Raw genomic sequence first — 25,879 nt, 5'->3', positions numbered from 1 at the left:
CACCGGAACGCCGGACATCGCCCCGCGGGTATCAGCGACAATCCCGGCGCGCCGACGCGCCGACTAGCTCCTAAGGTGGGACCGTGCGCAGGGTTGATTGGCAAGGTTTGTCCAGCTTCAACGAACTCACGGAGCGTCAGGCGATCAGCGCTCTCTACGAGTGCTGCAGCTCGACGATCTGGGCGATTCGGGTGGCTGCGGCACGCCCGTTCGCCGACGATGAGGCGTTGCTGGAATACGCCGACCTGATTCTGGCCGAGTTGAGCGAGAAAGACCTCGATGAGGCACTGGCGGGTCATCCCCGGATCGGTGACCGTGCCGACAACCCGTCGTCGGCTCGTGAGCAATCGGGGGTCGCCGGAGCCGACGCGGCGGTGCTGGCCGAACTCAAAGCGCTCAACGCCGCCTACGACGAACGTTTCGGACATGTGTATCTGGTCTTCGCCAACGGCAGGCCCGCAGCCGAACTACTCGCGATCCTCAAGGAGCGCATGCGCAACGACCCGGCCACCGAACGCCGGGTGATGCGGCTGGAGCTGGCAAAGATCAACCGCAGCAGACTGATCCGCATGCTCGCACCCGCCGGGAGCTTCGACGACGAAGGAGCCGCCTGATGACCGGACTGTCCACCCACGTCCTCGACGCCGTAACCGGTGCACCCGCGACAGGTGTGCTGGTGTCCCTACAGGACGCCTCCGGCACCGAACTGAGCACCGGCACCACCGACGCCGACGGCCGCATCACCTCGATCAACGACTTCCCCCTCCTCGCCGGCATCTACCACCTCGTCTTCGACACCGGAAACTGGTTCTCCGACAACGACATCAAAGCCTTCTATCCCGAGGTCGACATCTGCTTCGAGGTCGATGACCCCACCCGCCACTACCACGTCCCGCTGTTGTTGAGCCCGTTCGCGTACTCGACCTACCGCGGCAGCTGACGGACCGACGGCACGGTCAATCGTCACGGTGCAGTCAGTAGCATCACCAGGACCGCGCGCGGTGCTAATGTTGATAAACTATATTGTTCATCAACATCGCCACGATGGCGGTGCCCGACAGGTGGAGTTGCCATGTCCATTACCCAAATCGACGTTGATGATGAAGCCCTCGCCGAAGTCCTGAAGAGGTCCGGACTCGGCACCAAGAAGGATGCGGTCAACGAGGCTCTCCGCGACTACGCGGCAAAGCTACGTCGCGCAGCAGAGTTCGATGACTATGCTCGTCGTGCCCATGAGTGGGACTACGAAGCATGGAAGGCGCAGCGCGCAGCAGATCGCGGGGAGCGCGACTGACGTGTACCTCCTCGACTTGTCAGCTCTGTGGCGGATGCAGCGCGAGCCCGCCGTCTTGGAGCATTGGCGAGCTACTATTGAAGCAGGTGAATTACGGTCATGCGCACCCCAACGCGTCGAAGTTCTCCGATCAGCGCGCAATGCGACCGAGTTCGACCAGATGAGCCGCGATCTCACGCTCTTCTACCCCGATGCATCTGTACCCAAGAACGTGTGGCGGTGGATCGACACCGCCCAGCACACACTGGTTCGAGCCGGCGCGTTGCGAGCGTTCAGTGTCGTCGACCTGGTGATCTGCGGAACCTCTGTCCACCATGGCCTGACCGTGCTGCATGATGACCGCGACTTCGATACGGCAGCCAGGCACCTAACTGATATGCGATCCCAGCGCGTGAGAAGTGGTTGAGCCGGGCAACTACACTGCACATGGTGACAACCGAGAACTTCGACTGGGTCGGTCTGAAGCAAGCTGTGATCGACGAGATCACAATTTTGGTACGGTCGCACCGTGCCGAACACAACGACGAGATCTACGGGATCGCCGGTCCGGCGTCACCGCATAAGATATGACCCGATCATAATCGGATTCAAATACTCTGAAGGCTCCTCATTCTCTCTCATCATAATGAGCTCGAACTCAACCTCATATAGTACGAAATCCACCGGATAGCCGCGGACACGTTCTCGTCCTCATCTTCGTTGAGTTGGTCCCAACGGTCTACAAGATCGAAGGGGCTATGCAAATCCAGGTGCGCAGCACAGGAAACCACTTCAACACCACCGGCCTGGTCCAGGAGCACGCTGAGGCGACAGATGATAGCAGCAAGGTCATCTAGCCTCAAAATTTTGTGGGGTGGCGGTCGGTTGCCGATGGCCCGATTGGGTGGTCTGGGGACCTGACTTCGGGCCGAGGCCGTGAGGAGTGTGCCGAGGCGTCGGTGGGCGTTGGGGTTCACGGCCCCGAAATGTGGTCCTTTCGGTGTTGGTTGGTCGGGTTGGTTGGGTGGTCAGCGGGGGTTGGGTAGGGTGTCCAGCCGGGTGAGTGCGGCCAGTAGTAGGTGTCGGCCGGGTGCGTGTGTGGCGAGTTTGAGTCGGGTGCGTCGGGCGTGTCGGGTGATCTTGGCGGCGATGGAGAACAGGTGCAGTCGTAGTTTTTTCGGTTCCCAACGGCGTGCGGTGGTGCCGTCGAATCCGAGGAGTTGGGTCCAGGCGATCAGTTCGCAGGCGAGCATGACTATGGCGCACCAGATGCGGTTCTGGTCGAAGCCGTGCAATGGAAGGTTTGTCAGGCCACAGTCTTTCGCGTTGCGGATGCGGTCCTCGCAGCGGGCACGACGACGGTGGCGCAGTTCCAGTGCGGCGAGCTGACCTGTGGTGGTGTTCGTGGCGAAAGCGGTCAACCGCATTCCGTCGGAGTCGGTGTAGCGCAGTTGCGCCCCTGGATGCGGGTGTTCTTTGCGTACGATCACGCGTATACCGTCGGGCCAACCCGACAGGTCGAGCACGCCGGTCAGCTCAGCCACCCACGCCCCGTCGCGTTCGGTGCCGTCGCTGTCATAGGCCGGTGTCCACGCCGCAGGTTGGAGGCGGTCGATGACGGTGGCGATGGTCTCGGTCAGCCCGAACCCGACCGAATAGGACAGGCGCCGACGGGTCAGGTAGTCCAGGAAATCGTGTGTGCCACCAGCGGAATCGGTGCGGATCAACACGCTTTTACCCACCCGATACCCGCCGGTGCCCCGGATCTGTGTCAACGCTTGTTCGACGACGGTGATGTGGTCGGCGGCGGTGTTGGAACCAGCGTTGCCCGGGCGTAGCTCGATTGCCAGGGGTTCACCGGTACCCTCGCCCTGGTGGTCGACGAACGCGCACAACGGGTGGAACCCGAATCCTTTCTTCCACGTCGCGGTGGCCTGCTGCTTCTCCGAATGGGCGGTCACCAACGTGGCATCGAGATCGATGATCAGCGGTGCACGGGCATCACGGCCATGATCAGGGGCACCCTCACCGGCAGCGGACCACGCCGTCGCACGCGCGGCTGCGCGTGCGGTGTTGATCGCCGCCAAAGCTGTGGTGGCATCGGCGGCCAACGTCGAGACCAGCCGTGACACCGTCGGATCGGAGGCCACCGGCCCGAACACACCCGGATCGGTGCGGACCTGGTTGATGTCGGCCAGGCAGTCCCCACCGATCGCGACCGCCACGGCCAGATCAGCGATGATCTTGCCCGGATCATGGGTTGCCATCGGCGCACGCCACGGCGCCAATGCCTGTGACAGTGCGCTGGTCAGACCAGTTTTGTGCGCCGTACGCAGCAACACCACAGCCCCCGCATGCGACACGACACCGGTTCCTGAACCATCTACCGACACTGACGGGTACGGCGACGTAGACTTACTCACCTGAATGGTGCTCCTCGATCTGGTCTGTTTGGAACCTTCGCAAGTTCAATCATCCCAGGTCAGGGCACCATTCTTTGTTAACGACACGGAATTACCGTGAAAGGCCCAGGTTAGATATGGCCCGATCAATAATCGGATTCAAATAGGCTGAAGGCTCCTCGTTCTCTCTCATCAGAATGAGCTCGAACTCAACCTCATATAGTGCGAAATCCACCGGGATAGAGTAGTGCCCCATAGAGTGGTGTAACTCGGTGACCAGGACCGTGGCCGGCAGCGTGTGGCTGTCGGGCAGGGAAGCGGTCACCGTGTGATCCTTCGAGTCAACCTCTCACAGAATCCTCGAATGGAGTCATCACGATGACCGCACCCCACATTGTCGACCCGGCCGGCCTGTTGAGCCAAGCTCTGACCGACGCGTCACCGGATCTGATGCGCGAGCTGCTGCAGACAGTGATTAACGCCCTGCTGTCTGCGGATGCCGACGCCGTGTGCGGCGCCGAATGGGGCCGCCGGTCCGAAGAGCGCACCAACTACCGCAACGGCTACCGCCACCGACCCCTCGATACCCGCGTAGGCACCATCGACGTCGCCGTGCCCAAGCTCCGGTCGGGCACCTACTTCCCCGAGTGGTTGCTCGAACGCCGCAAACGCGCCGAGTCCGCGCTGATCACCGTGGTCGCTGACTGCTATCTCGCCGGGGTCTCGACCCGCCGGATGGACAAGCTGGTCAAGACCCTGGGCATCGATTCGTTGTCGAAGTCGCAGGTCTCCCGCATGGCCGAAGACCTCGACGAACAGGTTGCCGCGTTTCGTCACCGCCGACTGGACGAGGCCGGCCCGTTCACGTTCGTCACCGCGGATGCGTTGACGATCAAGGTCCGCGAGAACAAGCAGGTCGTCAAAGCCGTCGTGCTGCTGGCTACCGGAGTCAACGGTGACGGTCATCGTGAGGTGCTCGGCATGCAGGTCGCCACCAGTGAGACCACAGCCTCGTGGAACACCTTCTTCGCCGACCTCGTGGCCCGCGGCCTGGGCGGAGTTCGCCTGGTGACTTCCGATGCCCATGCCGGGCTCATCGAGGCGATCGCAGCGAACCTACCGGGAGCGGCCTGGCAACGCTGCCGCACCCATTACGCGGCGAATCTGATGGCGGTGTGTCCGAAGTCGATGTGGCCAGCAGTCAAGGCCATGCTGCACAGCGTCTATGACCAACCCACTGCTGGTGCGGTCAATGCCCAGTTCGACCGACTCATCGAATACACCGAAGACCGCCTACCCGACGTCGCCGAACACCTCGGCGACGCCCGTGAAGACCTGCTGGCATTCGCCGCGTTTCCTGATGACGTGTGGCGCCAGATCTGGTCCAACAACCCCACAGAACGACTCAACCGCGAGATCCGGCGCCGCACCGACGTCGTAGGCATCTTCCCGAACCGCGATGCCATCGTCCGGCTCATCGGAGCAGTGCTCGCCGAGCAGACCGACGAATGGGCCGAAGGCCGCCGCTACCTCGGCCTCGAAGTGCTCAGCCGCTGCCGACTGACCGTCACCGACACCGACCACACACCGGAGGTGAACACCGACCCACTGATCCAACTACCCGCCTGACCACCTACGAAGGACCACAACCAGTTACACCACTACGCGGGACTTGACCCGGGATAGCCGCGGACACGTTCTTGTCCTCATCTTCGTTGAGCTGGTCCCAACGGTCCGCAAAGTCGAAGGGCGGCGGCGCCTCCCGTCGGCGGTGGAGGCGAAGCCGACGGGTTTGATGGTGGGTGTCAGGTAGTTGAGGCGGTCGTTGACCAGAGGCCACAGCGGGTTGAGAACGGCGCGTTCGGTGTCGGTGTCATAGCGCCAGTAGAACGCGTACTTACGCACAAGGTGATTGTCCTTGGATTCGATGGTGGGCAGTGTCATTCCGCCGTAGCAATAGGGCAGGTCAACGGGACCGGCCGGGGGTGAGGACGGGGTGGCCGTCGTGGGTCGGGGTCGGATGTGGTTGACGATCGAGGATCGGGTGGAGATCGCCGTTGGGGTGCGGGCGCAGGAAACCGTGACCTCGATCGCGAAGAGGATCGGCCGGGGACAAGTCGGTGATCTCCCGCGAGATTCGGCGTAACCGGTGTGCGTCCGGGCAGTACCGGGCGGCCACTGCCAACAAGCTCGCCACCGCTCGACGAGCCCGGGCGCAGGACCGCAAGATCGACGCCGATGAGGTGCTCTCGGCGCGGGTGCGAGCGGATCTGAAGGCCTCGCGTACCCCGCGTCAGATCGCCGGCCGGTTGCGGCTGGAAGCCGGCGAGGACACGGTAGAGGTCATGGATCATTCTCCCGGCGCTCAGGGCCGGACCGTCTCGTATGAGGCGATCCGTAATGCCTCACGTCAAACTGCCCGCGAAACCGGGTCCATGCCTCAGATAGGAATGCCCGCGAAACGGGGTTCAGCTGGCGGGGATTCGAATGCCTTTGCGGACGTCGGGTAGTGCGGTGGGCAGGGAGGCGAGGTAGAGCTGCTCGGTTTTGTCCTTGGCCAGCAACAACAGCTGGTCTTGGAGGGACGCGATGTCGCGGCCGATCTGTGCGGGGTTGAGGCTGTCGCGGTAGGCGCACAGCTCGGCGCGTTGGGCATCAGAGAGGACATCAGCGGCCAGGAGCCGGTCCAACGGGGTGGCCGGGGCGTCGTAAGACCCGGCGTCGGCGTCCGTTCGCTGTGGAGGCGAATCCGGTGGGCTTGACGGTCGGGGTCAGGTAGTTCATCCGATCGTTGACCAGCCGCCCCAGCCGGTTGAGAACGGTCCGTTCGGTGTCGGTGTCATAGCGCCAGTAGAACGCGTACTTGCGGACGAGGTGGTTGTTCTTCGATTCGATGGTGGCCTGGTCGTTCTTCTTGTACGGCCGGGGTCGGGTGAAGTAGATGCCTCGTTTCCGGCCCAGGTGATGACCGGCTGATTGAGGAACTCCGATCCGTTGTCGAAGTCCAAACTGGTTACTGCATAGGATATTTCAGTAATCGCGGTTTTCAACCCGGACAGGATGTGGGTGTGGGCGTTGTTGCGGATACTGCGGGTGAACACCCATCCGGTGTGCACATCGGTCAGGTTCAATGTCCGGGCGAACTCGCCTTTGAGTGTCGGGCCGCAGTGAGCGACAGTGTCGCCTTCGAAGAATCCTGGTTCGGCTTCGGCCTCATCACCGGCCTTGCGAACCTTGATAGAATTACGGAGCAGCACAGACGGTTTCGTCGTAGACACACCAGAGATCTGATCATTGGCTTTCGCTGGTTTGAGGTAGCGGTCGATGGTTGCCGCCGACATCGACAACAACTCCTCACGCACCGATTCGCTGTAACGGCCCTCTCCGACAACGAGTTCACCGTGACGCTCGAGCGCAGCAAGCTGCACAGGCATCGACACCGCGAGGTACTTGCCACACTGGCCACCCGAAGCCGCCCACACCTTCTGCAGCACCTTGAGCGCATCGTAGGAGTACTTCAGCGCCCGCGGCTTGCGCTCGCGCACCGCAACCGCACGGCCCTTACCCGGCCGCGTCGCCGCAGCCACCAACCGCCGGCGCGCATTGTCACGCGACCAACCGGTCACCTCGATCCCCTGATCGAGGATCTGGCCCCGCTCCTTCTTCGACGCCTGCACATACCCACGAGCAAACCTACTGGTCACCTCAGCGCGCGACCGCATCGACAACTCACTTTCCATCCACCGACGATCATCATTTCGCGGGCAAACCTATGTGAGGCACCGAGGGCGTTTCGCGGGCAGACTACGTGAGTCCAGCCGGACAGTTGGCTACCAGCGCATACATCGCTATGGTGGATCACGCAACTGGTTCGCCGACCGGAGCAACTATGGAGCCCCTGTGTTCTGATCGGCGACGACAAGAGGGAATCCGGTGAGAGTCCGGAACTGTCCCGCAGCGGTATGCCGGAACGACCGCCGTCTTGAGCACTGGGTGAGCCCGGGAAGCGACGGCCAGTAGGAGCGCGATGCGCGCACGCCGGTAAGTCCGAAGACCTGCCTGTTGTGCCGGGCGCGCCGCGTCCGGCGACTCACCGCCTCGTGGACTCGGGCGAGTGGTCGACAGGCGTTTCGGCGTGCCCTCTCAGGGCCGTGCCGACGGGGCTCGCGACTTCTCTCCGCAAGGGCGGTGGTCATCCACTTGCATTGCAGGAGAACATTACTCATGTCGATCAACAACCGGCCGTTTACCACCACAGTGCTCGGCACCCCGCGGGTGGGGCCGAACCGCGAACTCAAGCGTGCCATTGAAGGATACTGGGCGGGCCGCGTGTCCGCAGCCGATCTGGCCGAGACGGCTGCCAGCCTGCGCCGCGACACCTGGACCCAGCTCGCGGCAGCCGGATTCGATTCCATCCCGGTCAACACCTTCTCGTACTACGACCAGGTCCTCGACACCGCGGTCATGCTCGACGCCCTGCCCGCCAGGGTCTCCGGCATCGCCGATCCGCTGGACCGCTACTTCGCCGCCGCCCGCGGCAACGCCGAGGTCACCCCTCTGGAGATGACCAAGTGGTTCGACACCAACTACCACTACCTGGTTCCCGAGATCGGCCCGGACACCACGTTCACGCTCAAGCCGGAGAAGATCCTCGCCGAGGTCGCCCAGGCCCACGGCCTCGGCATCACCGCACGCCCCGTCGTCGTCGGTCCCATCACCTTCCTGACGCTGGCCAAGGCCGTCGACGGTGCGGCCGCACCGATCACCCGCATCGACGACGTGCTGCCCGCCTACTTCGAACTGCTCGACCGTCTCGTCGACGCGGGTGCGGACTGGGTGCAGTTCGACGAGCCGTCGCTGGTCACCGATGCCGTCAACGGCCTGCCCGAGCTGGCCGAGGCCGTGTACGGACGCTTGTCCGCGGTCACCCGCCGCCCCGCGCTGCTGGTCGCCACCTACTTCGGTGATCCCGGTGCCGCGCTCGGCGCTCTGGCCCGCACCGACGTCGAGGGCATCGCCGTCGACCTTGTCGAGGGCGACGTCGCCGCCGTGGCGGCCGTGCCCGAGCTGGCGAACAAGCTGGTCGTCGCGGGCGTGGTCGACGGCCGCAACATCTGGCGGACCGATCTCGACAAGGCACTGGGCACCCTGGGCACCCTGCTCGGGTCTACCGGCTCGCTGGCGGTGTCCACATCCTGCTCGACGCTGCACGTGCCGTACAGCTTGGAGCCGGAGACCGCACTCGATGACAATCTGCGCGGCTGGCTGGCGTTCGCCGCCGAGAAGTACACCGAGGTCGCGACGTTGTCGCACGCACTGCGCGACGGCCGTGAATCGCAGGCTGCGGCGTTCGAGGCGAGCAGTGCCGCCCTGGCGACCCGCGCCACCGATCCACGTCTGCGCGTGGAGACCGTACGGACGCGGCTGGCAGCCGTCACCGACGCCGACGTGACCCGCGGCGAGGCGTCCGCACGCCTGGACCGCCAGCAGGAGAAGCTGGGGCTGCCGGCACTGCCGACCACCACGATCGGCTCCTACCCGCAGACCTCGGCGATCCGCGTGGCCCGTGCCGCGCTCCGCAAGGGCGATATCGACGACGCGGCGTACGTGGAGAAGATGCGCGCCGAGATCGCCGAAGTGATTGCGCTGCAGGAGAAGATCGGTCTGGACGTACTGGTGCACGGGGAGCCCGAGCGCAACGACATGGTGCAGTACTTCGCCGAGCAACTCGACGGATTCTTTGCCACCGCGAACGGCTGGGTGCAGTCCTACGGCACCCGCTGCGTGCGCCCGCCGATCCTGTTCGGCGATGTCGTCCGCCCGAACGCGATGACCGTCGACTGGATCACCTACGCACAGTCACTGACCGGAAAGCCCGTCAAGGGCATGCTGACCGGCCCGGTGACGATCCTGGCGTGGTCGTTCGTCCGCAACGATCAGCCGCTGGCCGATTCGGCCAACCAGATCGCGCTGGCCATCCGCGACGAGACCGTCGACCTGGAGAAGGCCGGTGTCGGCATCATCCAGGTCGACGAGCCGGCGCTGCGTGAGTTGCTCCCGCTGCGGGACGCCGACAAACCGGCCTATCTGGCCTGGGCGGTCAAAGCGTTCCGGCTGTCCACCTCCGGTGTCGCCGACCAGACGCAGATTCACACCCACCTGTGCTACTCCGAGTTCGGTGAGGTCATCGGCGCGATCGCCGCCCTCGACGCCGACGTCACCTCGATCGAGGCGGCCCGGTCGAAGATGGAGGTGCTCGACGATCTGAACGCCGTCGGCTTCGCCAACGGCGTCGGTCCGGGTGTCTACGACATCCACTCGCCGCGTGTTCCCGGCACCGCCGAGATCGCCGAATCACTCGCCGCCGCTTTGAAGGCCGTTGATCCGCGCCGTCTGTGGGTCAATCCCGACTGCGGCCTCAAGACCCGCGGCACCGACGAAGTGGTCGCCTCCCTGACCAACCTGGTCGAGGCCACCGAACAGGTCCGCGCCACCTTGTAAGGCCGGATACGAACCGCCCGCCACCGCCCCGACGCTCGATCGCGTCAGCGGGGTGGTGGCGGGTGGTCATTTCCCAAAGCCGCCGGAGATGTGGCATATCGAGCATCCGCTGCGCTGAACCGCTGTCTTGTGGCTCAGACCGTGGCCCGGCGGTCTGCCACCGACGGAGCACGCCGGACCTGACAGACCGAACTCGATAGAACGGACCGTACGATAGAACGGACCGCCGGAGATCACAGGTGGCCCAACACCCTGATGTGATCTCCGACGGTCCGCTTTTGATGCTGACCGCGCCGCGGCCGCTCTGCGTTTCAGCCGAGCACGATCAGCAAGTCCCCCGGCGCCACCTGGGCGACTTCACCGATGGCCACCCTGGTCACCTTCCCCTCAACCGGAGAGGTGATCGTGGCCTCCATCTTCATCGCCTCGATGGTGCCTATCGCGGCACCTGCCGCCACGACATCACCGACACCCACTGACAGTGACACCACGCCGGCAAATGGCGCCGCGATATGGTTGGGGTTTGAGCGGTCGGCCTTCTCCGCCGAAGTCACCTCGGCATCGACCGACCTGTCGCGGACCGCGACCGGCCGCAGTTGTCCGTTGAGGACACACATCACAGTGCGCATGCCCTTCTCGTCCGCGTCGCTGACCGCTTCGAGACCGATGATCAGTTCGTGACCGGGTTCAAGTTCGACGCGGTGCTCCTCGCCGTAACGCAGACCATAGAAGAACTGGTTCGCCGACAGCGTCGAGGTGTCACCGAACTGTTCCTGGTGGTCCTCGAATTCCTTTGTCGGGCCGGGGAACAGCAGCCTGTTGAGCGTTTCCTGACGGCCGCGGCCGGACACGTCGAGCGCGGCCGAGTCCTCGACGGACAACTCTTGCGGCGACGGTGCGTCGGCACGGCCTTCGAGGGCGACGGTGCGCAGCGGCTCGGGCCAGCCACCGGCCGGGTCGCCGAGCTCCCCGCGCAGGAAGCCGATCACCGAGTCCGGGATGTCGTAGGCCGACGGATCTGCGGCGAACTCACCGGCGGTGATACCCCGGCCCACCAGCGCGAGCGCCAGGTCACCGACCACCTTGGACGACGGAGTCACCTTGATCAGGCGGCCCAGCATCCGGTCGGCCGCCGCATACGCCTCTTCGACGGCCTCGAACCGGTTGCCCAGCCCGAGTGCGATCGCCTGCTGTCGCAGGTTGGACAGCTGGCCGCCAGGGATCTCGTGGGTGTAGACGCGGCCGGTCGGCGCGGGCAGGCCCGACTCGAACGGCGCGTACACCTTGCGCACGGCCTCCCAGTACGGTTCGAGGTCGCACACCGCACCCAGATCGAGTCCGGTATCGCGGTCGGTATGGGCGGCCGCCGCCACGATCGCCGACAACGCGGGCTGGCTGGTGGTGCCGGCCAGGGCCGCGCTCGCACCGTCGACGGCACTGGCACCGGCCTGCCAGGCGGCGAGGTAGGTGGCGAGCTGACCGCCGGCGGTGTCGTGGGTGTGCACGTGCACCGGCAGATCGAATTCCTTGCGCAACGCCGACACCAGGGTGGTGGCGGCAGGTGCGCGAAGCAGTCCGGCCATGTCCTTGATGGCGATGATGTGCGCACCGGCGTCGACGATCTGCTCGGCCAAGCGCAGATAGTAGTCGAGCGTGTACAGATCTTCAGCCGGGTTCGCCAGGTCGCCGGTGTAGCTCATCGCCACCTCGGCGACCGCGGTGCCGGTTTCGCGGACCGCGTCGATCGCCGGACGCATCTGCTCGATGTTGTTGAGCGCGTCGAAGATCCGGAAGATATCGATGCCCACCCCGGTGGCCTCGGCGACGAACGCGGTCGTCACCTTGGTGGGGTACGGGGTGTAGCCGACGGTGTTGGCTCCGCGCAGCAGCATCTGCAGGCAGATATTGGGGATTGCGGCACGCAACTGCGCCAACCGATCCCACGGGTCTTCCTTCAGGAAGCGCAGTGCCACATCGTATGTCGCGCCGCCCCAGCATTCGATGGACAGCAGTTCGGGGGTGAGTGCGGCGATGTGGGGAGCCACCGCGATCAGCCCGGAGGTGCGGATGCGGGTGGCCAGCAGCGACTGGTGGGCATCCCGGAAGGTGGTGTCGGTGACCCCGAGCCGCTTGCTCCGCAACAGGTCCGCGGCGAAACCTTCCGGCCCCAGCTCGAGGAGGCGTTGCCGCGAGCCGTCGGGCGGTGAACTCAGCAGATTGTGGTCGACAGCGGGCAGCTTGTCGCGCGGGTACACCTTGGTGGGACGTTCGCCGTGGGGCTTGTTCACGGTGACGTCGGCCAGGTACGACAGGATCTTGGTGCCGCGATCGGCCGATCCCTTCGACATCTGCAGCCACGGACGATCGTCGATGAACGACGTGGTGACACGGCCGGCCCGGAAGTCCTCGTCGTCGAGCACCGCCTGCAGGAACGGGATGTTGGTGGCCACGCCACGGATGCGGAACTCGGTGACCGCGCGCCGGGCACGTGAGACCGCCGTCGGGAAATCGCGCCCGCGACAGGTGAGCTTGACCAGCATCGAGTCGAAGTGCCCGGCCACCTCGGCGCCGAGGTTGGTGCCGCCGTCGAGCCGGATACCGGCCCCGCCCGGCGAACGATAGGTGGTGATCCGGCCGACGTCGGGCCGGAAACCCTCGGCCGGGTTCTCCGTGGTGATGCGGCACTGCAGCGCCGCGCCACGGATCTTGATCGATTCCTGGGACAGCCCCAGCTCGGCGAGGGTCTCCCCCGACGCGATGCGCAGCTGTGCACCCACCAGGTCGACGTCGGTGATCTCCTCGGTGACCGTGTGCTCCACCTGGATGCGCGGGTTCATCTCGATGAACACGTGCCGGCCCTGCTCATCGAGCAGGAACTCGACGGTACCGGCGCACGAATACCCGATCTGGCGGGCGAACGCGACGGCGTCGGCGCAGATACGGTCCCGGATCTCGGGATCGAGGTTAGGAGCCGGGGCCAGCTCGACCACCTTCTGATGGCGGCGCTGCATGCTGCAGTCCCGCTCGTACAGGTGGATGACGTTGCCGTGGGTGTCGGCGAGGATCTGTACCTCGATGTGCCGTGGGTTGACCACGGCCTGCTCCAGGAACACGGTCGGATCACCGAAGGCGGTGTCGGCCTCACGCGAGGCGGCGGCGATGGCATCGGCGAGTTCGTCGATCGTCTCGACACGACGCATACCGCGTCCGCCACCACCGGCCACGGCCTTGACGAACACCGGGAACCGCATGTCGGCCGCGGCCGCCAGCAACTGCTCGATGTCGGCACTGGGCTCCGAACTCGACAGCACCGGCAGTCCGGCCGCCTTGGCCGCGGCCACGGCGGTCGCCTTGTTGCCGGTCAGCTCCAGTACCTCGGTGGGCGGGCCGATGAACGTGATGCCGGCCGCCGCGCACGCCGCGGCCAGCCCGGGGTTCTCCGAGAGGAACCCGTATCCGGGATAGACGGCATCGGCGCCGGATCGTACGGCCGTCGCGACAATCTCCTCGACCGACAGATAGGCCCGCACCGGATGGCCCGGTATCCCGATCTGATAGGCCTCGTCAGCCTTGAAGCGGTGCAGCGAATTGCGGTCCTCGTACGGGAACACCGCGACGGTTCGCGCCCCCAACTCGTACCCCGCGCGCAGTGCGCGGATCGCGATCTCACCGCGGTTGGCCACCAAAACCTTATCGAACATGAGCACACTCTCTTATTGTCATTACGACGTGAGAAACGATTCCTCACAACCGCTTTCGTCAAGTTGTGAGAACCCGAGACCCACCGGGCCGACGTTGCGCGGCTTACGGTACGCACGACCGATTGCCACGTCAGTATACCGTGAGCTAACCCACAGCGAGGGACCGCTGCGCCTGACCGTCGTAGGCACTGAGCGGCCGGATCAGGGCGTTGGAGGCCACCTGCTCCATGATGTGCGCGGTCCACCCCGTGATCCGACTCATCACAAATATCGGCGTGAACGCCGGGATGTCGAAGCCCATCAGGAAATAGGCGGGGCCGGTCGGGAAATCCAGGTTCGGCTTGATCCCGGTACGCTTGCCCATCTCGTCCTCGAGCTCGGCATAGATCGTCAGCCACTTGTCCTCACCGAAGTGAGCAGAAATGTCCTCCAGCGCCGCGCGCATCGTCGGCACCCGCGAGTCGCCGTTCTTGTACACGCGGTGACCGAAGCCCATCACCTTGTCCTTGTTGTCGAGTTTGGCGCTCAGCCATTCCCGTGCACGTTCTGGCCGGTCGATATCGATCATGTCGTGCATGACGGCCTCATTCGCGCCGCCGTGCAGACTGCCCTTGAGCGCACCGATAGCTGCGGTGACCGCACTGTAGATGTCCGACTGCGTCGAGGTGACCACTCGCGCGGCGAAGGTGGAGGCATTGAAGCTGTGCTCGGCGTACAGGACCATCGACTTCTCGAAGGCCTTGACGATCACCGGATCGGGAACCTCGCCGAACACCATGTTCAGGAAGTTCTCCGAGTAGCCGAGCCCGTGATGCGGGGCGATCGGCTCCAGCCCGCGCCGCCGGCGCATGTCGGCGGCCACGATGGTCGGCAGCACCGCCAGCATCCGCAGCGACTTGGCCAGGTTCGCCGACGGGCTCGGGTCGTCCTCGGCGGAATCCTCAGTACCCAGGAAGGAGATCGCCGTTCGCACAACGTCCATCGGGTGGCAGGTGTCGGGGATCTTCGACAGGATCGACGCAGCCGTGCGGTCGAGCCGACGGTTGGCCCGCTCCTTCTGGCTGAAGTCGGCGAGCTGAACGTCAGTGGGCAGTTCCCCGTGCCACAGCAGGTAGGCCACCTGCTCGAACGAGCAGTGCTGCGCCAGATCCTGCACCGCGTAACCACGGTAGGTCAGCGAATTCGTCTCGGGCACAACCTTGGAGACGGCCGTCTTGTCGACGACCACCCCGGCAAGGCCCTTGTAGATGGTGGGTTGTTCCGCGGTAGGTGCACTCATGAGATGTTTCCTTGGGTTGACGAACTGGACGGCTAAGCCCCGTCGGCGAGCGTGAAATTGAACAGTTCGGAATCGAAGTCGTTGTACTCCGCGTACCGCAGCAGTTCGTACAGTCTGCTGCGATGCTGCATCCCGTCAAGCAATCCGGCCTGCGTTCCCTCGCTGAGGATTTCGCGAAGTCCGGCCTCAACCGCGCCCATCGCGATCCGCAGTGTGGTCACCGGGTAGATGACCGCGTTGTAGCCCACGTCCCGTAGCTGGTCGGCGGTGATCAGATCCGATTTACCGAACTCGGTCATGTTCGCCAGCAGTGGAGTATCCACGGCTTTGCGGAACTTCTCGAACTCACCGAGGTCGGTCAACGCCTCGGTGAAGATCAGGTCGGCCCCGGCATCGGCGTAGGCCTTGGCCCGGTCGACGGCCGCGTCGAATCCCTCGATGCCGCGCGCGTCGGTACGTGCGCAGATCACGAAGTTCGGGTCCCGTTTCGCCGATACCGCCGCCCGCAGACGTTTGAGCATCACATCGGCGGGAACCACATCCTTGCCGTCGAGGTGGCCGCAACGTTTGGGGTTGACCTGATCCTCCAGGTGCAAACCCGCAAGACCCGCGTCCTCGAGTGCGGCGACGGTGCGCGCGGCACTCATCGGCTCGCCGAACCCGGTGTCGGCATCGACGAGGGTCGGCAGATCGGTTGCCCGGGCGATGGATCCGGCCCGAGCGGTCACCTCGCTGAGCGTGGTCAACCCGATGTCGGGCAGGCCCAGATCCGCGGCGAGCACCGCTCCCGACACGTACACGCCATCGAATCCGATATCGGCGATGAGCTTTGCCACCAGCGGCGAGAACGCTCCCGGCCAGCGTTGCAGCTCACCCGAGTTCAGGCCGTCACGTAGCGCCTTGCGCTTGTCGGCATCGGTGACGCCCGAGGAGAACAGCGACATCAGAAGATCCCCTTGCCGACCGTGGGTGCCTTGTCCAGGTAGGCCTGCGGTACAACGATGTTCAGCTCACCGAGCGAGCCGGCCGGCTTGGCCGCCAGGTCGGTGACGAACGACAGGAAACGCCGCTGCTCGTCGGATTCGACGACTCCTTCGGCAAGACCTGTGAACTTCTCGACGTACTGCGGGCGGGCGAACGGGCGCGCACCGAGCGGATGTGCATCGGCGACGGCCAGTTCGTCGGTGAGCACGTCACCGTTCTTGAAGGTGATCACGGCCTTGGCGCCGAATGCCTTCTCGGCCGGGTCGTTCGAGTGGTAGCGGCGCGTCCACTCCGGGTCTTCGACGGTGGAGATCTTGTGCCACAGTTCGACGGTCTCGGCCCGGTGGGCACGCTCGGGGGCGTAGGACTTCTCCGAGTCCCAGGTGCCGTCCTCCAGCGCGACGGCAAAGATATAGGGCACCGAGTGGTCGAGGGTTTCGCGGCTGGCGTCGGGATCGAACTTCTGCGGATCGCCCGAACCGGTGCCTATCACCACGTGGGTGTGGTGACTGGTGTGCAGCACGATCGACTCGATCTGGGTGAAGTCTGCGATCTTCTCCCGCATCCGGCGCGCGAGGTCGATCGGGGCCTGGCTCTGGTATTCGGCCGAGTGCTCTTTGGTGTAGCTGTCGAGGATGGCGCGCTTGGCCTCCCCCGGACCCGGCAGCGGCACCGTGTACTGGGCGTCGGGGCCGCTGAGCAGCCACGCGATCACACCATCCTCGCCTTCCCAGATCGGCGACGGGGCGCCTTCGCCGCGCATGGCACGGTCGACGGCCTCGACGGCGACCTTGCCGGCCCAGGCCGGGGCGTAGGCCTTCCAGCTGGAGATCAGGCCCTTGCGGGACTGGCGGGTGGCCGTGGTCAGGTGCAGTGCCTGGCCGACGGCCTGGTAGATCGTCTCCTGATCCAGGCCCAGCATGGTGCCCAGACCGGCGGCGACCGACGGACCGAGGTGGGCGACGTGGTCGATCTTGTGCTCATGCAGGCAGATGCCCTTGACCAGGTCGATCTGCACCTCGTAGGCGGTGGCCAGCCCGCGGATCAGGTCGGCACCCGAGGCGCCGACGTGCTGACCGACCGCGACGAGCGCCGGGATGTTGTCCCCGGGGTGGGAGTACTCCGCGGCCAGGAAGGTGTCGTGGAAGTCGAGTTCACGCACGGCCACGCCGTTGGCGTAGGCCGCCCACTCCGGTGAATAGGTGCCACCCACACCGAACACGCCCGCGCCCGCACCGGCCGCCGTGGCCGGGTGCGCGACGGCCTGCGTACGGGCGGTGGTGACCGGCCGGCGGATCACCGACGCGGCGCTCACCGCGGCGTTGTCGATGATGCGGTTGATGATCATCGCCTCGGTATCGGCGGGCACCTCGACGGGGTCGACGGCGATGGCCGCGATCTTGCTTGCGAGGTGTTCAGACTTGGGAAAATCGTCCGAACTGCGATGCGAGGTGACGGTGTGATTGATCATGTCCACACCGTACGCACAACCGAAGTTCCATAGAAAGACCTGGATAATGCGTATTTTTGCGGATATTTGCCTATCAGTTTGCGAATGTTGCGGACTAAGATCCGGTTATGCTGGCCCTCATGGCCAAGCTGTATGTGGGTGCGCGTCTGCGTCGTCTTCGTGACGAACGGGGGCTGTCCCAGGCCGCCCTCGCCCGCCGGATCGAGCTGTCCACGAGCTATGTCAACCAGTTGGAGAACGACCAGCGGCCCATCACCGTGCCGGTACTGCTCACCCTCACCCGCGAGTTCGATCTGGGGCCCGACTACTTCGCCGCCGACCCCGACGCCCGCCTGGTCGCCGACCTGTCGGACGCGCTGGCCGCGCACTCCGAATCCGGTGATGTCTCCCGCGCGGAGATCACCGAGTTGGTGTCGCGGATGCCCGCGGTGGGCCGCACCCTCGTCGCGCTGCACCGGCGGTTCACCGCACTGACCGCCGAGGTGGAATCGTTCTCCACCGAATTCGCCGGCGCACCGTCGGACACCCCCGCCCAGGGTTCGGTCGGCCCGCGGACCCCGATGCCGTTCGAGGAGGTACGCGACTTCTTCTACGACCACAAGAACTACATCGACACCCTCGATGTGGCCGCCGAGCAGATCTTCGACACCCACGGACTGTCCATCGGCGGACTGGACCTGCAGCTCGCCCGAGTCCTGTCCGACGAGTTCGGCATCGGGGTCTCGATCACCCACGCCGGCGATCCTGCGGCAGCCGGTGCGACCGCCAAACGCCGCTTCGACGCCACCACCGGCACCGTGTACCTCGCGGGCAGACTCACCGCGGGCCAGCGCGCGTTCCAACTGGCCACCCAGCTGGCCTTCCTCACCCAGTCCGATGTCTTCGACGACATTCTGGCCGATGCCGAAAATCTCAGTCCCGCATCGGTTCCTGTTGCCCGAATCGGTTTGGCCCATTATTTCGCCGGGGCGCTGGTGTTGCCGTACGAGCGCTTTCTGCGCGCGGCCGAGGCCAACAACTACGACATCGAACTGCTGAGCCTCGGCTTTCAGGTCGGCTTCGAGACCGTTTGCCACCGGCTGTCGACGTTGCAGCGCCCGTCCAACCGCGGCATCCCGTTCATCTTCGTCCGCACCGACCGGGCCGGAAACATTTCCAAACGCCAGAGCGCCACCGCTTTTCACTTCTCCAGGGTCGGCGGAAACTGTCCTCTGTGGGTGGTGCACGATGCGTTCACCACGCCGGGGCGCATCGTCACCCAGACCTCACAGATGCCGGACGGGAGGTCCTATTTCTGGTTGGCCCGCACCACCGATGAAGGCATCGGCTACCTGACCTCACGGAAGAGTTTCGCGATCGGTCTGGGCTGCGACATCGCCCACGCCCATAAACTGATCTACTCCACCGGTGTCGACCTGGCCGACGCCCGCACCACCATCCCCATCGGCGCCGGCTGCAAGGTCTGTGACCGCCCCGCCTGCCCACAGCGCGCCTTCCCCCAGCTCGGCCGCCCGATCCACGTCGATGCCGGGATCTCCGATTCCATCCCCTACCGCCCCGAACACATCGGGTGACAGCCCGGGCACCGACACCTCTACGGCACCGGGTCCCGAGGCTCACACGCCCGCATCTCGACCAACGGCCGGCGCCCCGCGCAGATCTCGTCGCCGATCACCGTACGCACGTCGGAAATGTCCCCGTAACCCACCCGTCGTAGCGTGAGTGGGGTGAGTACCCGAACCCTGATCGCCGGGTGCGCGATCATCACCGTCGACGCCGAGCGCCGAGAACTGGGCAGTGGTTGGGTACTGATCGACGGCACCACCATCGCCGCCGTCGGTACCGGCGCGGACATTCCCGCCCTGCTCGGCGACGACGTGACGCACATCGACGGCACCGGCTGCGTACTCACCCCGGGCCTGGTGAACACCCACCACCACCTGTATCAGTGGATCACCCGCGGCCTGGCCGCCGACCATACGCTGTTCGAGTGGCTCACCACGCTGTATCCGGTGTGGGCGGGGATCGACGAGCAGGCCGTCAACGTCGCGGCGATGGGCGGACTCGCACATCTCGCGTTGTCGGGATGTACCACCACGACCGATCATCACTACGTCTTTCCCAAGGACGGCGGCGACCTGCTGGCCGCGGAGATCCTCGCCGCGCGGACGGTCGGGATGCGCTTTCACCCGACGCGCGGGTCGATGGACCTGTCGGCGAAAGATGGTGGTCTGCCACCTGATTCGGTGGTGCAGACGATCGACGAGATCCTCGCCGCCGGCGCCGACGCGGTGTCCCGCTGGCACGATCCGGCGGCCGGGTCGATGCTGCGCATCGCACTCGCACCCTGTTCCCCGTTCTCGGTCACCACCGACCTGTTACGCGAATCCGCGATACTCGCCAGGCAGCTCAAGGTTCGGATGCACACTCATCTGGACGAATCCCCCGACGAGAACACGTACTGCGCCGAACATTTCAACGCCACCCCGCTCGAGTACATGGAGTCGGTCGGCTGGGTGGGCGAGGATGTCTGGTTCGCCCACGGAATCGAATTCTCCGACAACGAGATCGACCGGCTCGCCGCCACCGACACCGGCATCGCCCACTGCCCCACCTCCAACGCCCGCCTGGGCAACCGGATCTGCCGCACCAGGGATCTGGTGGCGGCCGGGGTACCGGTGGGACTCGGCGTCGACGGCGCCGCGTCGAACGAGTCGTGCCGGCTCCTGGAGGAGGCCCACCAGGCCGTGTTGATGGCCCGGGCGATGGGTGGACCGACGGCACTGACCACCCGCACCGCCATCGAACTCGCCACCCTCGGCGGTGCGCGGGTGCTCGGCAGGCAGGACGAGATCGGTTCGGTCGAACCCGGAAAACTCGCCGACCTGGTGCTGTGGGACCTGACAACCATCGCGCACAGCGACATCGACGATCCGGTGGCCGCGCTGGTCCTCGGCGCCCAGCCGCCGATCCGCGGTTCATGGATCAACGGGCGCCGTGTCATCGACCGAGCGAGAATACTGACCGTGGACGCCCCGACCGTGGCCGAGCAGACCCGAGCCGAACACCGCAGGCTCCTGACGAAGGCGGGGCGCTGATGGACCTGAACACCGTCACCGGCTACCGCCGCGCCCGCACCCGCGAGGACCTGCGTCTGGCCCCGGGCGAGACCATCGTGGCCGGTGGCACCTGGTTTTTCAGCGAGCCGCAGATCGATTCGACCGGGATCGTGGACATCTCCGGAATCGATTGGCCCGCTTTCGAGGATCTGCCCGGCGGCGGACTGCGGGTGGCCGCCACCGCCACCATCGCGTCGCTGGCGGCACTCCCGCCGCGACCGCACTGGCCCGCGCAACGGTTGTTCGCCCAATGCGCCGACGCCCTGCTCGCCTCGTTCAAGATCCAGCACGTCGCCACCGTCGGCGGCAACGTCTGCCGGTCGTTCGCCGCCGCGTCGATGGTCTCACTGATGGCCGGTCTCGACGCGGTCGCGCACATCTGGTGTCCCGACGGCACCGACCGCCGCGAACCCGTGGAAACCTTCGTCACCGGGCAGGGCACCAACACCCTCGCCCCCGGTGAGGTGTTGCGTGCCATGGACATTCCCGCCCATGCCCTCCGCGCGCGTTCAGGCTTCCGCAAGATCGCGCTCGCCGAACTCGGCCGCTCCGGCGCGGTAGTCACCGGCCGCGTCGGCACCGGGGCGAGCGCAGCGACGGGGGATGTCACCGGGGCGAGCGCAGCGACGGGGGATGTCACCGGGGCGAGCGCAGCGACGGGGGATGTCACCGGGGCGAGCGCAGCGACGGGAAATGTGGCGGCCGGACAGTGTGTCATCGGTATCACCGCTGCCACGTTGAGACCCACCATCCTGCGCTACCCCACCGTCCCCGATGCCGAAACCCTGCGCCGCGACATCGAGTCGGTCGGCGGCTACTACACCGACCCCCTGGGTTCGGCGGATTGGCGCCGTGGTGTCTGCGTCGTTCTGGCCGAACAGATCCGATCGGAGCTGGCCGATGAACAGCACTGAGTGCGGCCCCCCTCGCCGGTTGAGGTGCGAAGAGCCGCCAGGCGATGAGCCTCGAAACCTCGTCAGACGACAACGTCATCCCACGGGGTTTCGAGGCTCGCAAGCTCGCACCTCAACCGGCACATCAGCTACCACGAAGTGCACGTTGCCATGAGATTCACTGTCAACGATCAACCCGTCGACGGCGACCCTGCGCCCGGACAGTGTCTGCGCACGTTCCTGCGCGACAACGGCCACCACGAGGTGAAGAAGGGCTGCGACGCCGGCGACTGCGGTGCCTGCTCGGTACTGGTCGACGGAAACCCGGTGCATTCGTGCATCTTTCCCGCACAACGTATCGACGGACGTTCGGTGACAACCGTTTCCGGTCTCGGCACACCCGACGATCTGCATCCGGTCCAGCGGGCATTCGTCGACAACTTCGGTTTCCAGTGCGGGTTCTGCACCGCCGGAATGATCGTCACCGCCTCCACCCTCGGCCCGAACGACCTCGACAACCTGCCCCGCAAGATGAAGGGCAATCTCTGCCGGTGTACCGGCTACCGGGCGATCCGGACGTCGATCAGCGCCGCCGTCACCGGACAGTCCGATTCGTGCGGCTATGCGTGCGCCCCGAATGTGGTCTGCCCCACCGCCGGTGACGGTGCGCCGAGCGGGGATACGGCCCGTCCGTGCCCGCCCGTGGGGGTCCCGGTGTCGCGGGATCGGGCGCCGACTCCGGGATCCATCGGCGTGTCGGTCAATCCGCCCGCGGCCCGGCGCGTCGTCACCGGCACCGAGCCGTACACGTTCGACGTCGATCCGGATTCGTTCGGTGCACCGGTGCACATCATCCGGGTGGCCACCTCACCGCATGCACACGCCCGGATCCTCGCGATCGACACCCGCGCGGCCCGGTCGATGGCCGGCGTGATAGCCGTGTTCACACACGAGAATGTTTCCACGAGGAGGTTTTCCACCGGGCGTCATGAGTTCCGCACCGACGACCCGGACGACACCCTGATCTTCGACCCGGTGGTCCGGTTCATCGGGCAGCGGGTGGCGGCGGTCGTCGCCACCTCGGCCGCGATCGCCGAGGCCGCCTGCCGCGCCATCGACGTCACCTACGAGCAGTTGCCGGCGGTGTTCGATCCGGAGGCGGCCCGCGCCCCCGGCGCCCCGCTCATCCATCCCGACCGCACCCCCGATGATCGGGTGGCCGAGGCTCACCGAAATGTGATCGCCTCGTTCCACGAGGGTTTCGGTGGTGACCCCGATGCGGCGCTCGCCGCCTCGCACACCACCGTGTCGGGCACCTGGAGCACCGCGCGGGTCAGCCACGGACAGTTGGAGACCCACGGTAGCATCGGCCGACTCGACGACGACGGGCGGCTGATCATCCGGACCAGCACCCAGGTGCCGTTCCTGGTCCGCGACGAACTCGCCCTGCTGTTCGACATGCCGGCCGAGCAGATCCGGGTGTTCAGCGCCCGCGTGGGTGGCGGTTTCGGCGGAAAGCAGGAACTGCTCACCGAAGATCTTGTGGCGCTGGCTGTTCTACGCACGGGAGTGCCGTGCGCCTACGAGATGACCCGCACCGACGAGATGACCCGCACCACGTGGCGGCATCCGTTCCGGGTCACGGTCGATCTGGGTGCCGACGCGGACGGCACGCTCACCGCGATGAAGGTGGATGTACTCTCCGATACCGGCGCTTACGGCAATCACGCAATCGGTGTGATGTTCCATTCGTGCGCCGAGTCGGTGTCGGTGTATACCTGCCCGGTCAAACGGGTCGACGCCGAGGTGGTGTACACCAACAATCCTCCGTCGGGCGCGTTCCGTGGCTATGGGCTCGGGCAGGTGATCTTCGGAATCGAGAGCGCCCTGGACGAACTGGCGCTGACGCTGGGTATCGACCCGTTCGAGCTGCGCCGCCGCAACGCGGTCGCCGACGGCGATCCGCTCCTGGTCGCCGAGCCCGAACCCGAACACGACCTGGTGTGGGGCAGTTACGGTCTCGACCAGTGCCTGGACCTGGCGCAGCGGGCGCTGGCCCGCGGCAACGGAGTCACCGCGCCCGAGGGTCCGTCGTGGCGGGTCGGCGAGGGGATGGCGGTGGCCACCATCGCCACGATGGCACCGCGCGGGCACCTGTCCACGGTCACCGCCGCCGTCGACGCCTCCGGGACGTACCGGATCGGTGTGGGCACGGCCGAGTTCGGCAACGGCACGACCACCGTGCACACCCAGATCGCCGCCTCCACCCTGAACACCGGCCTCGACCGTATCGTCCTGACCCACGGCGACACCGACGGCGCGGTCTATGACACCGGCGCGTTCGCCTCGGCGGGCACCACCGTGGCGGGCAAGGCCCTGTACTCCGCGTGTCTGCGGCTGCGCGAGATCCTCGTCGAGACCACGGTGCGACTGACCGGGGCCGATCCGACGACGGTGACGCTCGATGCCGACGGAGCGGCGGTCGGCGAGGGCAGACTGTCGTTCGCCGACCTGATCGCCGGCGCCGACGACGGGTTCCGGGACGGTCGGACGCTCGTTGCCTCCGGGCATGAGGCGGGAGACTTCCGGTCGATCGCCTTCAATGTGCAGGCGTTCCGAGTCGCGGTCGACGTCGATACCGGCCGGGTGGTCATCCTGCAGTCGGTGCACGCCGCCGACGCCGGCACCGTGATGAACCCGCAGCAATGCCTCGGCCAGGTCGAGGGCGGCGTTGCCCAGGCCATCGGCAGCGCACTCTACGAGGAGATCATGCTCGACGGCGCGGGCGGAGTACTCACCCCGGTGCTGCGTACCTACCGGCTGCCACAGATGGCCGACATCCCCGACACCGAGGTGTACTTCGCCGATACCTCCGATGACCTCGGCCCGTACGGCGCCAAGTCGATGAGCGAGTCCCCCTTCAACCCGGTCGCCCCGGCCCTGGCCAACGCGATCCGTCGCGCCATCGGCATCCGCCCCTGCGAAACCCCGATGTCCCGCGACCGTATCTGGCACCTGGCCCGCGTATCCGTGCGCGACTAGCCAGCACCCGAACCATGTTGTCGGTTCCAGAATCCCGAATCCGGAAGTGACAGCAAGGCGTCATCAATCTGCGAGCTATACCCGAATGACTGTCGGCCCGCCCGCTGCTTCGATCGGATCGAAATCGTCATCCTGGGTGACCACAGCCATTCCGTTCGCCTGGGCTACTGCCGCGATCCACAGATCGTTGACCTTGGCCCGGCGCTTGTACTCAGCCAGCTTGACGCGGAGTTCCGCCCAGCACCTGGTCACTTCGGCCGTGATGGGAAGAGGCTCCGCAGTATTGGCGAAGTCGAGCGTCCCCAGACGCCGCGCGCGTGGTGGTGTCCTGCGCGGCCAACACTCCCGCGTACAGTTCGCCGATGGTGATCACGCTGATTGCCGTCGTGGGCCGAGATCGGGCTACTCCTTGGTGTATCAAAGCAGGCGATGCACAAGAAGTACCGGAAGGTCGGCTGAGACCGTCAGTAGAGGGTGGAGAAGTATTCGTCCCAGAAGCGGATGACGATCAGCGCGACGACGGTCAGTACCCACACCGCGAGGATCACGCCGTGGTTGCGGGCCAGGAAGCCTGCCACGCGCGAGCGCTCGACCAGGCCGAAGGCATGGGCGTTGCGGACGGTCACGAAGATGAACGTCGGGATGGTCACCGACCACACCACCATGCACCACGGGCACAGCTTGCCGATGTCGTAGAGGCTCTGGTCGATCAGCCAGAGCACGAAACCGACGGCGAAGGTGGCGCCGAGCTGCAATCCCGCCCAGAACCATCTGTTGTATCGCGCGCCCGACAACAGCCCCACACCGACGGTGACGAACACCGCGAACCCGGCGACCCCGATGAACGGGTTGGGGAACCCGAACGCCGACGCCTGGCTGGTCTCCATCACCGAACCGCAACTGAACAACGAGTTGAAGTTGCACGAGGGGCTATAGGTGGGGTCCTTGAGCATCTCGACCTTCTCGATGCTCAGATCGAATGCCGCGATCAGGCCGATCGCGCCGCCGATCGTCAGCATCCACGCCACGATCCTCGTCCACGACGCCTCGGCCTGGGCCCGCAGCGCGGCGACATCGAACCCCGGAGACTCGCCTTCCGTGGAGTGCGAATCGGAATCAGTCACGTCCACCGTGGACGAGTCGGCGACTTCGGTCATGCTGGCCAGTCTATCCACGCGCCCGGCAGGCAGCTCAGGGCCGGACGGCCCCAGCGG

At 65.7% G+C, this 25,879-nt stretch carries 21 protein-coding genes, 2 pseudogenes and 1 riboswitch; of the genes and pseudogenes, 12 read left to right on the top strand and 11 right to left on the bottom strand.

Annotated elements, in window-relative coordinates:
• Positions 1-83 precede the first annotated feature (83 nt).
• The 5 genes from uraD (at position 84) to GII31_RS07560 (ending at position 1,864) form a co-directional block, all read left to right on the top strand.
• Positions 84-614, top strand: coding sequence for a 2-oxo-4-hydroxy-4-carboxy-5-ureidoimidazoline decarboxylase (uraD, locus tag GII31_RS07580; RefSeq protein ID WP_213248248.1), 531 nt, complete (start codon positions 84-86; stop codon positions 612-614).
• Positions 614-940: a hydroxyisourate hydrolase gene (gene uraH / locus GII31_RS07575; protein WP_213248246.1), complete on the top strand. Its 327-nt coding sequence runs from the start codon at positions 614-616 to the stop codon at positions 938-940. The genes uraD and uraH overlap by 1 nt, the downstream gene beginning before the upstream one ends.
• Positions 941-1,072: 132 nt before the next feature.
• Positions 1,073-1,294 (top strand): type II toxin-antitoxin system VapB family antitoxin, encoded by a 222-nt coding sequence (locus tag GII31_RS07570; protein WP_213248244.1) that lies wholly within the window; start codon positions 1,073-1,075, stop codon positions 1,292-1,294.
• Between the two features lies 1 nt (position 1,295).
• On the top strand, positions 1,296-1,700 hold the full coding sequence (locus GII31_RS07565; RefSeq protein ID WP_246222153.1) for a PIN domain-containing protein: 405 nt from the start codon (positions 1,296-1,298) through the stop codon (positions 1,698-1,700).
• Positions 1,701-1,720: 20 nt separating this feature from the next.
• Positions 1,721-1,864 (top strand): hypothetical protein, encoded by a 144-nt coding sequence (locus tag GII31_RS07560; RefSeq protein ID WP_260840371.1) that lies wholly within the window; start codon positions 1,721-1,723, stop codon positions 1,862-1,864.
• 437 nt (positions 1,865-2,301) lie between these two features.
• Here the strand turns inward: GII31_RS07560 and GII31_RS07555 are convergent, their stop codons facing one another.
• Together GII31_RS07555 and GII31_RS07550 are read right to left on the bottom strand one after the other, a co-directional pair.
• The gene (locus GII31_RS07555; RefSeq protein WP_260840093.1) at positions 2,302-3,696 is read right to left on the bottom strand and encodes an IS1380 family transposase; all 1,395 of its coding nucleotides are present in this window, start codon (positions 3,694-3,696) and stop codon (positions 2,302-2,304) included.
• Between the two features lie 91 nt (positions 3,697-3,787).
• Complete coding sequence (locus GII31_RS07550; protein WP_260840370.1) at positions 3,788-4,000, bottom strand: hypothetical protein; 213 nt, start codon at positions 3,998-4,000, stop codon at positions 3,788-3,790.
• Between the two features lie 53 nt (positions 4,001-4,053).
• On the opposite strand from GII31_RS07550, the gene GII31_RS07545 reads away from it, so the two are divergent.
• Positions 4,054-5,304 carry an IS256 family transposase gene (locus GII31_RS07545; RefSeq protein WP_213244434.1) on the top strand — a complete coding sequence of 417 codons (1,251 nt, stop codon included), beginning with the start codon at positions 4,054-4,056 and terminating at the stop codon, positions 5,302-5,304.
• Positions 5,305-5,328: 24 nt separating this feature from the next.
• On the opposite strand, the gene GII31_RS22585 is transcribed toward GII31_RS07545, so the two are convergent.
• Complete coding sequence (locus GII31_RS22585; RefSeq protein WP_407649915.1) at positions 5,329-5,619, bottom strand: hypothetical protein; 291 nt, start codon at positions 5,617-5,619, stop codon at positions 5,329-5,331.
• Between the two features lie 76 nt (positions 5,620-5,695).
• Between GII31_RS22585 and GII31_RS22715 the strand changes: the two are divergent.
• Positions 5,696-6,071 (top strand): annotated as a pseudogene (locus tag GII31_RS22715) (transposase); the annotation flags it as partial.
• Between the two features lie 72 nt (positions 6,072-6,143).
• Here the strand turns inward: GII31_RS22715 and GII31_RS07535 are convergent.
• On the bottom strand, positions 6,144-6,365 hold the full coding sequence (locus tag GII31_RS07535; protein WP_246222152.1) for a hypothetical protein: 222 nt from the start codon (positions 6,363-6,365) through the stop codon (positions 6,144-6,146).
• Between the two features lie 90 nt (positions 6,366-6,455).
• Positions 6,456-7,415, bottom strand: coding sequence for a hypothetical protein (locus tag GII31_RS07530; RefSeq protein WP_213248242.1), 960 nt, complete (start codon positions 7,413-7,415; stop codon positions 6,456-6,458).
• Between the two features lie 153 nt (positions 7,416-7,568).
• Positions 7,569-7,752: riboswitch (cobalamin riboswitch) on the top strand.
• A gap of 147 nt (positions 7,753-7,899) precedes the next feature.
• On the opposite strand from GII31_RS07530, the gene metE reads away from it, so the two are divergent.
• On the top strand, positions 7,900-10,176 hold the full coding sequence (gene metE, locus GII31_RS07525) for a 5-methyltetrahydropteroyltriglutamate--homocysteine S-methyltransferase (RefSeq protein ID WP_260840369.1): 2,277 nt from the start codon (positions 7,900-7,902) through the stop codon (positions 10,174-10,176).
• 311 nt (positions 10,177-10,487) lie between these two features.
• Here the strand turns inward: metE and GII31_RS07520 are convergent, their stop codons facing one another.
• The 4 genes from GII31_RS07520 to prpD form a co-directional block, all read right to left on the bottom strand.
• Entirely contained in the window at positions 10,488-13,877 is a 3,390-nt protein-coding gene (locus tag GII31_RS07520) for a pyruvate carboxylase (protein WP_213248238.1), read from the bottom strand.
• Between the two features lie 145 nt (positions 13,878-14,022).
• Positions 14,023-15,156 (bottom strand): bifunctional 2-methylcitrate synthase/citrate synthase, encoded by a 1,134-nt coding sequence (locus tag GII31_RS07515; RefSeq protein WP_260840368.1) that lies wholly within the window; start codon positions 15,154-15,156, stop codon positions 14,023-14,025.
• 32 nt (positions 15,157-15,188) lie between these two features.
• The gene (gene prpB / locus GII31_RS07510) at positions 15,189-16,100 is read right to left on the bottom strand and encodes a methylisocitrate lyase (RefSeq protein ID WP_213248234.1); all 912 of its coding nucleotides are present in this window, start codon (positions 16,098-16,100) and stop codon (positions 15,189-15,191) included.
• Positions 16,100-17,611 carry a 2-methylcitrate dehydratase PrpD gene (gene prpD, locus GII31_RS07505; protein WP_213248232.1) on the bottom strand — a complete coding sequence of 504 codons (1,512 nt, stop codon included), beginning with the start codon at positions 17,609-17,611 and terminating at the stop codon, positions 16,100-16,102. The genes prpB and prpD overlap by 1 nt, the downstream gene beginning before the upstream one ends.
• A 119-nt stretch (positions 17,612-17,730) precedes the next feature.
• On the opposite strand from prpD, the gene GII31_RS07500 reads away from it, so the two are divergent.
• From GII31_RS07500 to GII31_RS07485, 4 genes are all read left to right on the top strand, one after another.
• Positions 17,731-19,185 carry a short-chain fatty acyl-CoA regulator family protein gene (locus GII31_RS07500; protein ID WP_260840367.1) on the top strand — a complete coding sequence of 485 codons (1,455 nt, stop codon included), beginning with the start codon at positions 17,731-17,733 and terminating at the stop codon, positions 19,183-19,185.
• 153 nt (positions 19,186-19,338) lie between these two features.
• Positions 19,339-20,709 carry an 8-oxoguanine deaminase gene (locus GII31_RS07495; RefSeq protein ID WP_260840366.1) on the top strand — a complete coding sequence of 457 codons (1,371 nt, stop codon included), beginning with the start codon at positions 19,339-19,341 and terminating at the stop codon, positions 20,707-20,709.
• Complete coding sequence (locus tag GII31_RS07490; protein WP_246222151.1) at positions 20,709-21,644, top strand: FAD binding domain-containing protein; 936 nt, start codon at positions 20,709-20,711, stop codon at positions 21,642-21,644. Before GII31_RS07495 ends, GII31_RS07490 begins: the two co-directional genes overlap by 1 nt.
• 150 nt (positions 21,645-21,794) lie before the next feature.
• Entirely contained in the window at positions 21,795-24,665 is a 2,871-nt protein-coding gene (locus tag GII31_RS07485; protein WP_260840365.1) for a molybdopterin-dependent oxidoreductase, read from the top strand.
• A 75-nt stretch (positions 24,666-24,740) separates the two neighbouring features.
• On the opposite strand, the pseudogene GII31_RS22580 reads toward GII31_RS07485, so the two are convergent.
• Positions 24,741-24,980: pseudogene (locus tag GII31_RS22580) on the bottom strand (PIN domain-containing protein); the annotation flags it as partial.
• A 149-nt stretch (positions 24,981-25,129) separates the two neighbouring features.
• Positions 25,130-25,822 carry a vitamin K epoxide reductase family protein gene (locus GII31_RS07480; protein WP_213248225.1) on the bottom strand — a complete coding sequence of 231 codons (693 nt, stop codon included), beginning with the start codon at positions 25,820-25,822 and terminating at the stop codon, positions 25,130-25,132.
• Between the last annotated feature and the right edge of the window lie 57 nt (positions 25,823-25,879).

The sequence above is a fragment of the Gordonia pseudamarae genome, from assembly GCF_025273675.1.
In the GTDB taxonomy this organism is placed as follows: Bacteria; Actinomycetota; Actinomycetes; order Mycobacteriales; family Mycobacteriaceae; genus Gordonia; species Gordonia pseudamarae.
The sequence above is the reverse complement of the archived record's forward strand: the minus strand, read 5'-3'. Positions and strand labels throughout refer to the sequence as shown.

What these genes read in the sequence shown, in the direction of transcription:
- uraH (WP_213248246.1), top strand. Translation starts at nt 614, where the DNA reads ATGACCGGACTGTCCACCCACGTCCTCGACGCCGTAACCGGTGCACCC.
- GII31_RS07570 (WP_213248244.1), top strand. Translation starts at nt 1,073, where the DNA reads ATGTCCATTACCCAAATCGACGTTGATGATGAAGCCCTCGCCGAAGTC.
- GII31_RS07560 (WP_260840371.1), top strand. Translation starts at nt 1,721, where the DNA reads ATGGTGACAACCGAGAACTTCGACTGGGTCGGTCTGAAGCAAGCTGTG.
- GII31_RS07545 (WP_213244434.1), top strand. Translation starts at nt 4,054, where the DNA reads ATGACCGCACCCCACATTGTCGACCCGGCCGGCCTGTTGAGCCAAGCT.
- GII31_RS22585 (WP_407649915.1), bottom strand. Translation starts at nt 5,619, where the DNA reads ATGACACTGCCCACCATCGAATCCAAGGACAATCACCTTGTGCGTAAG.
- GII31_RS07530 (WP_213248242.1), bottom strand. Translation starts at nt 7,415, where the DNA reads ATGGAAAGTGAGTTGTCGATGCGGTCGCGCGCTGAGGTGACCAGTAGG.
- metE (WP_260840369.1), top strand. Translation starts at nt 7,900, where the DNA reads ATGTCGATCAACAACCGGCCGTTTACCACCACAGTGCTCGGCACCCCG.
- GII31_RS07520 (WP_213248238.1), bottom strand. Translation starts at nt 13,877, where the DNA reads ATGTTCGATAAGGTTTTGGTGGCCAACCGCGGTGAGATCGCGATCCGC.
- GII31_RS07515 (WP_260840368.1), bottom strand. Translation starts at nt 15,156, where the DNA reads ATGAGTGCACCTACCGCGGAACAACCCACCATCTACAAGGGCCTTGCC.
- prpB (WP_213248234.1), bottom strand. Translation starts at nt 16,100, where the DNA reads ATGTCGCTGTTCTCCTCGGGCGTCACCGATGCCGACAAGCGCAAGGCG.
- prpD (WP_213248232.1), bottom strand. Translation starts at nt 17,611, where the DNA reads ATGATCAATCACACCGTCACCTCGCATCGCAGTTCGGACGATTTTCCC.
- GII31_RS07500 (WP_260840367.1), top strand. Translation starts at nt 17,731, where the DNA reads ATGGCCAAGCTGTATGTGGGTGCGCGTCTGCGTCGTCTTCGTGACGAA.
- GII31_RS07490 (WP_246222151.1), top strand. Translation starts at nt 20,709, where the DNA reads ATGGACCTGAACACCGTCACCGGCTACCGCCGCGCCCGCACCCGCGAG.
- GII31_RS07485 (WP_260840365.1), top strand. Translation starts at nt 21,795, where the DNA reads ATGAGATTCACTGTCAACGATCAACCCGTCGACGGCGACCCTGCGCCC.
- GII31_RS07480 (WP_213248225.1), bottom strand. Translation starts at nt 25,822, where the DNA reads ATGACCGAAGTCGCCGACTCGTCCACGGTGGACGTGACTGATTCCGAT.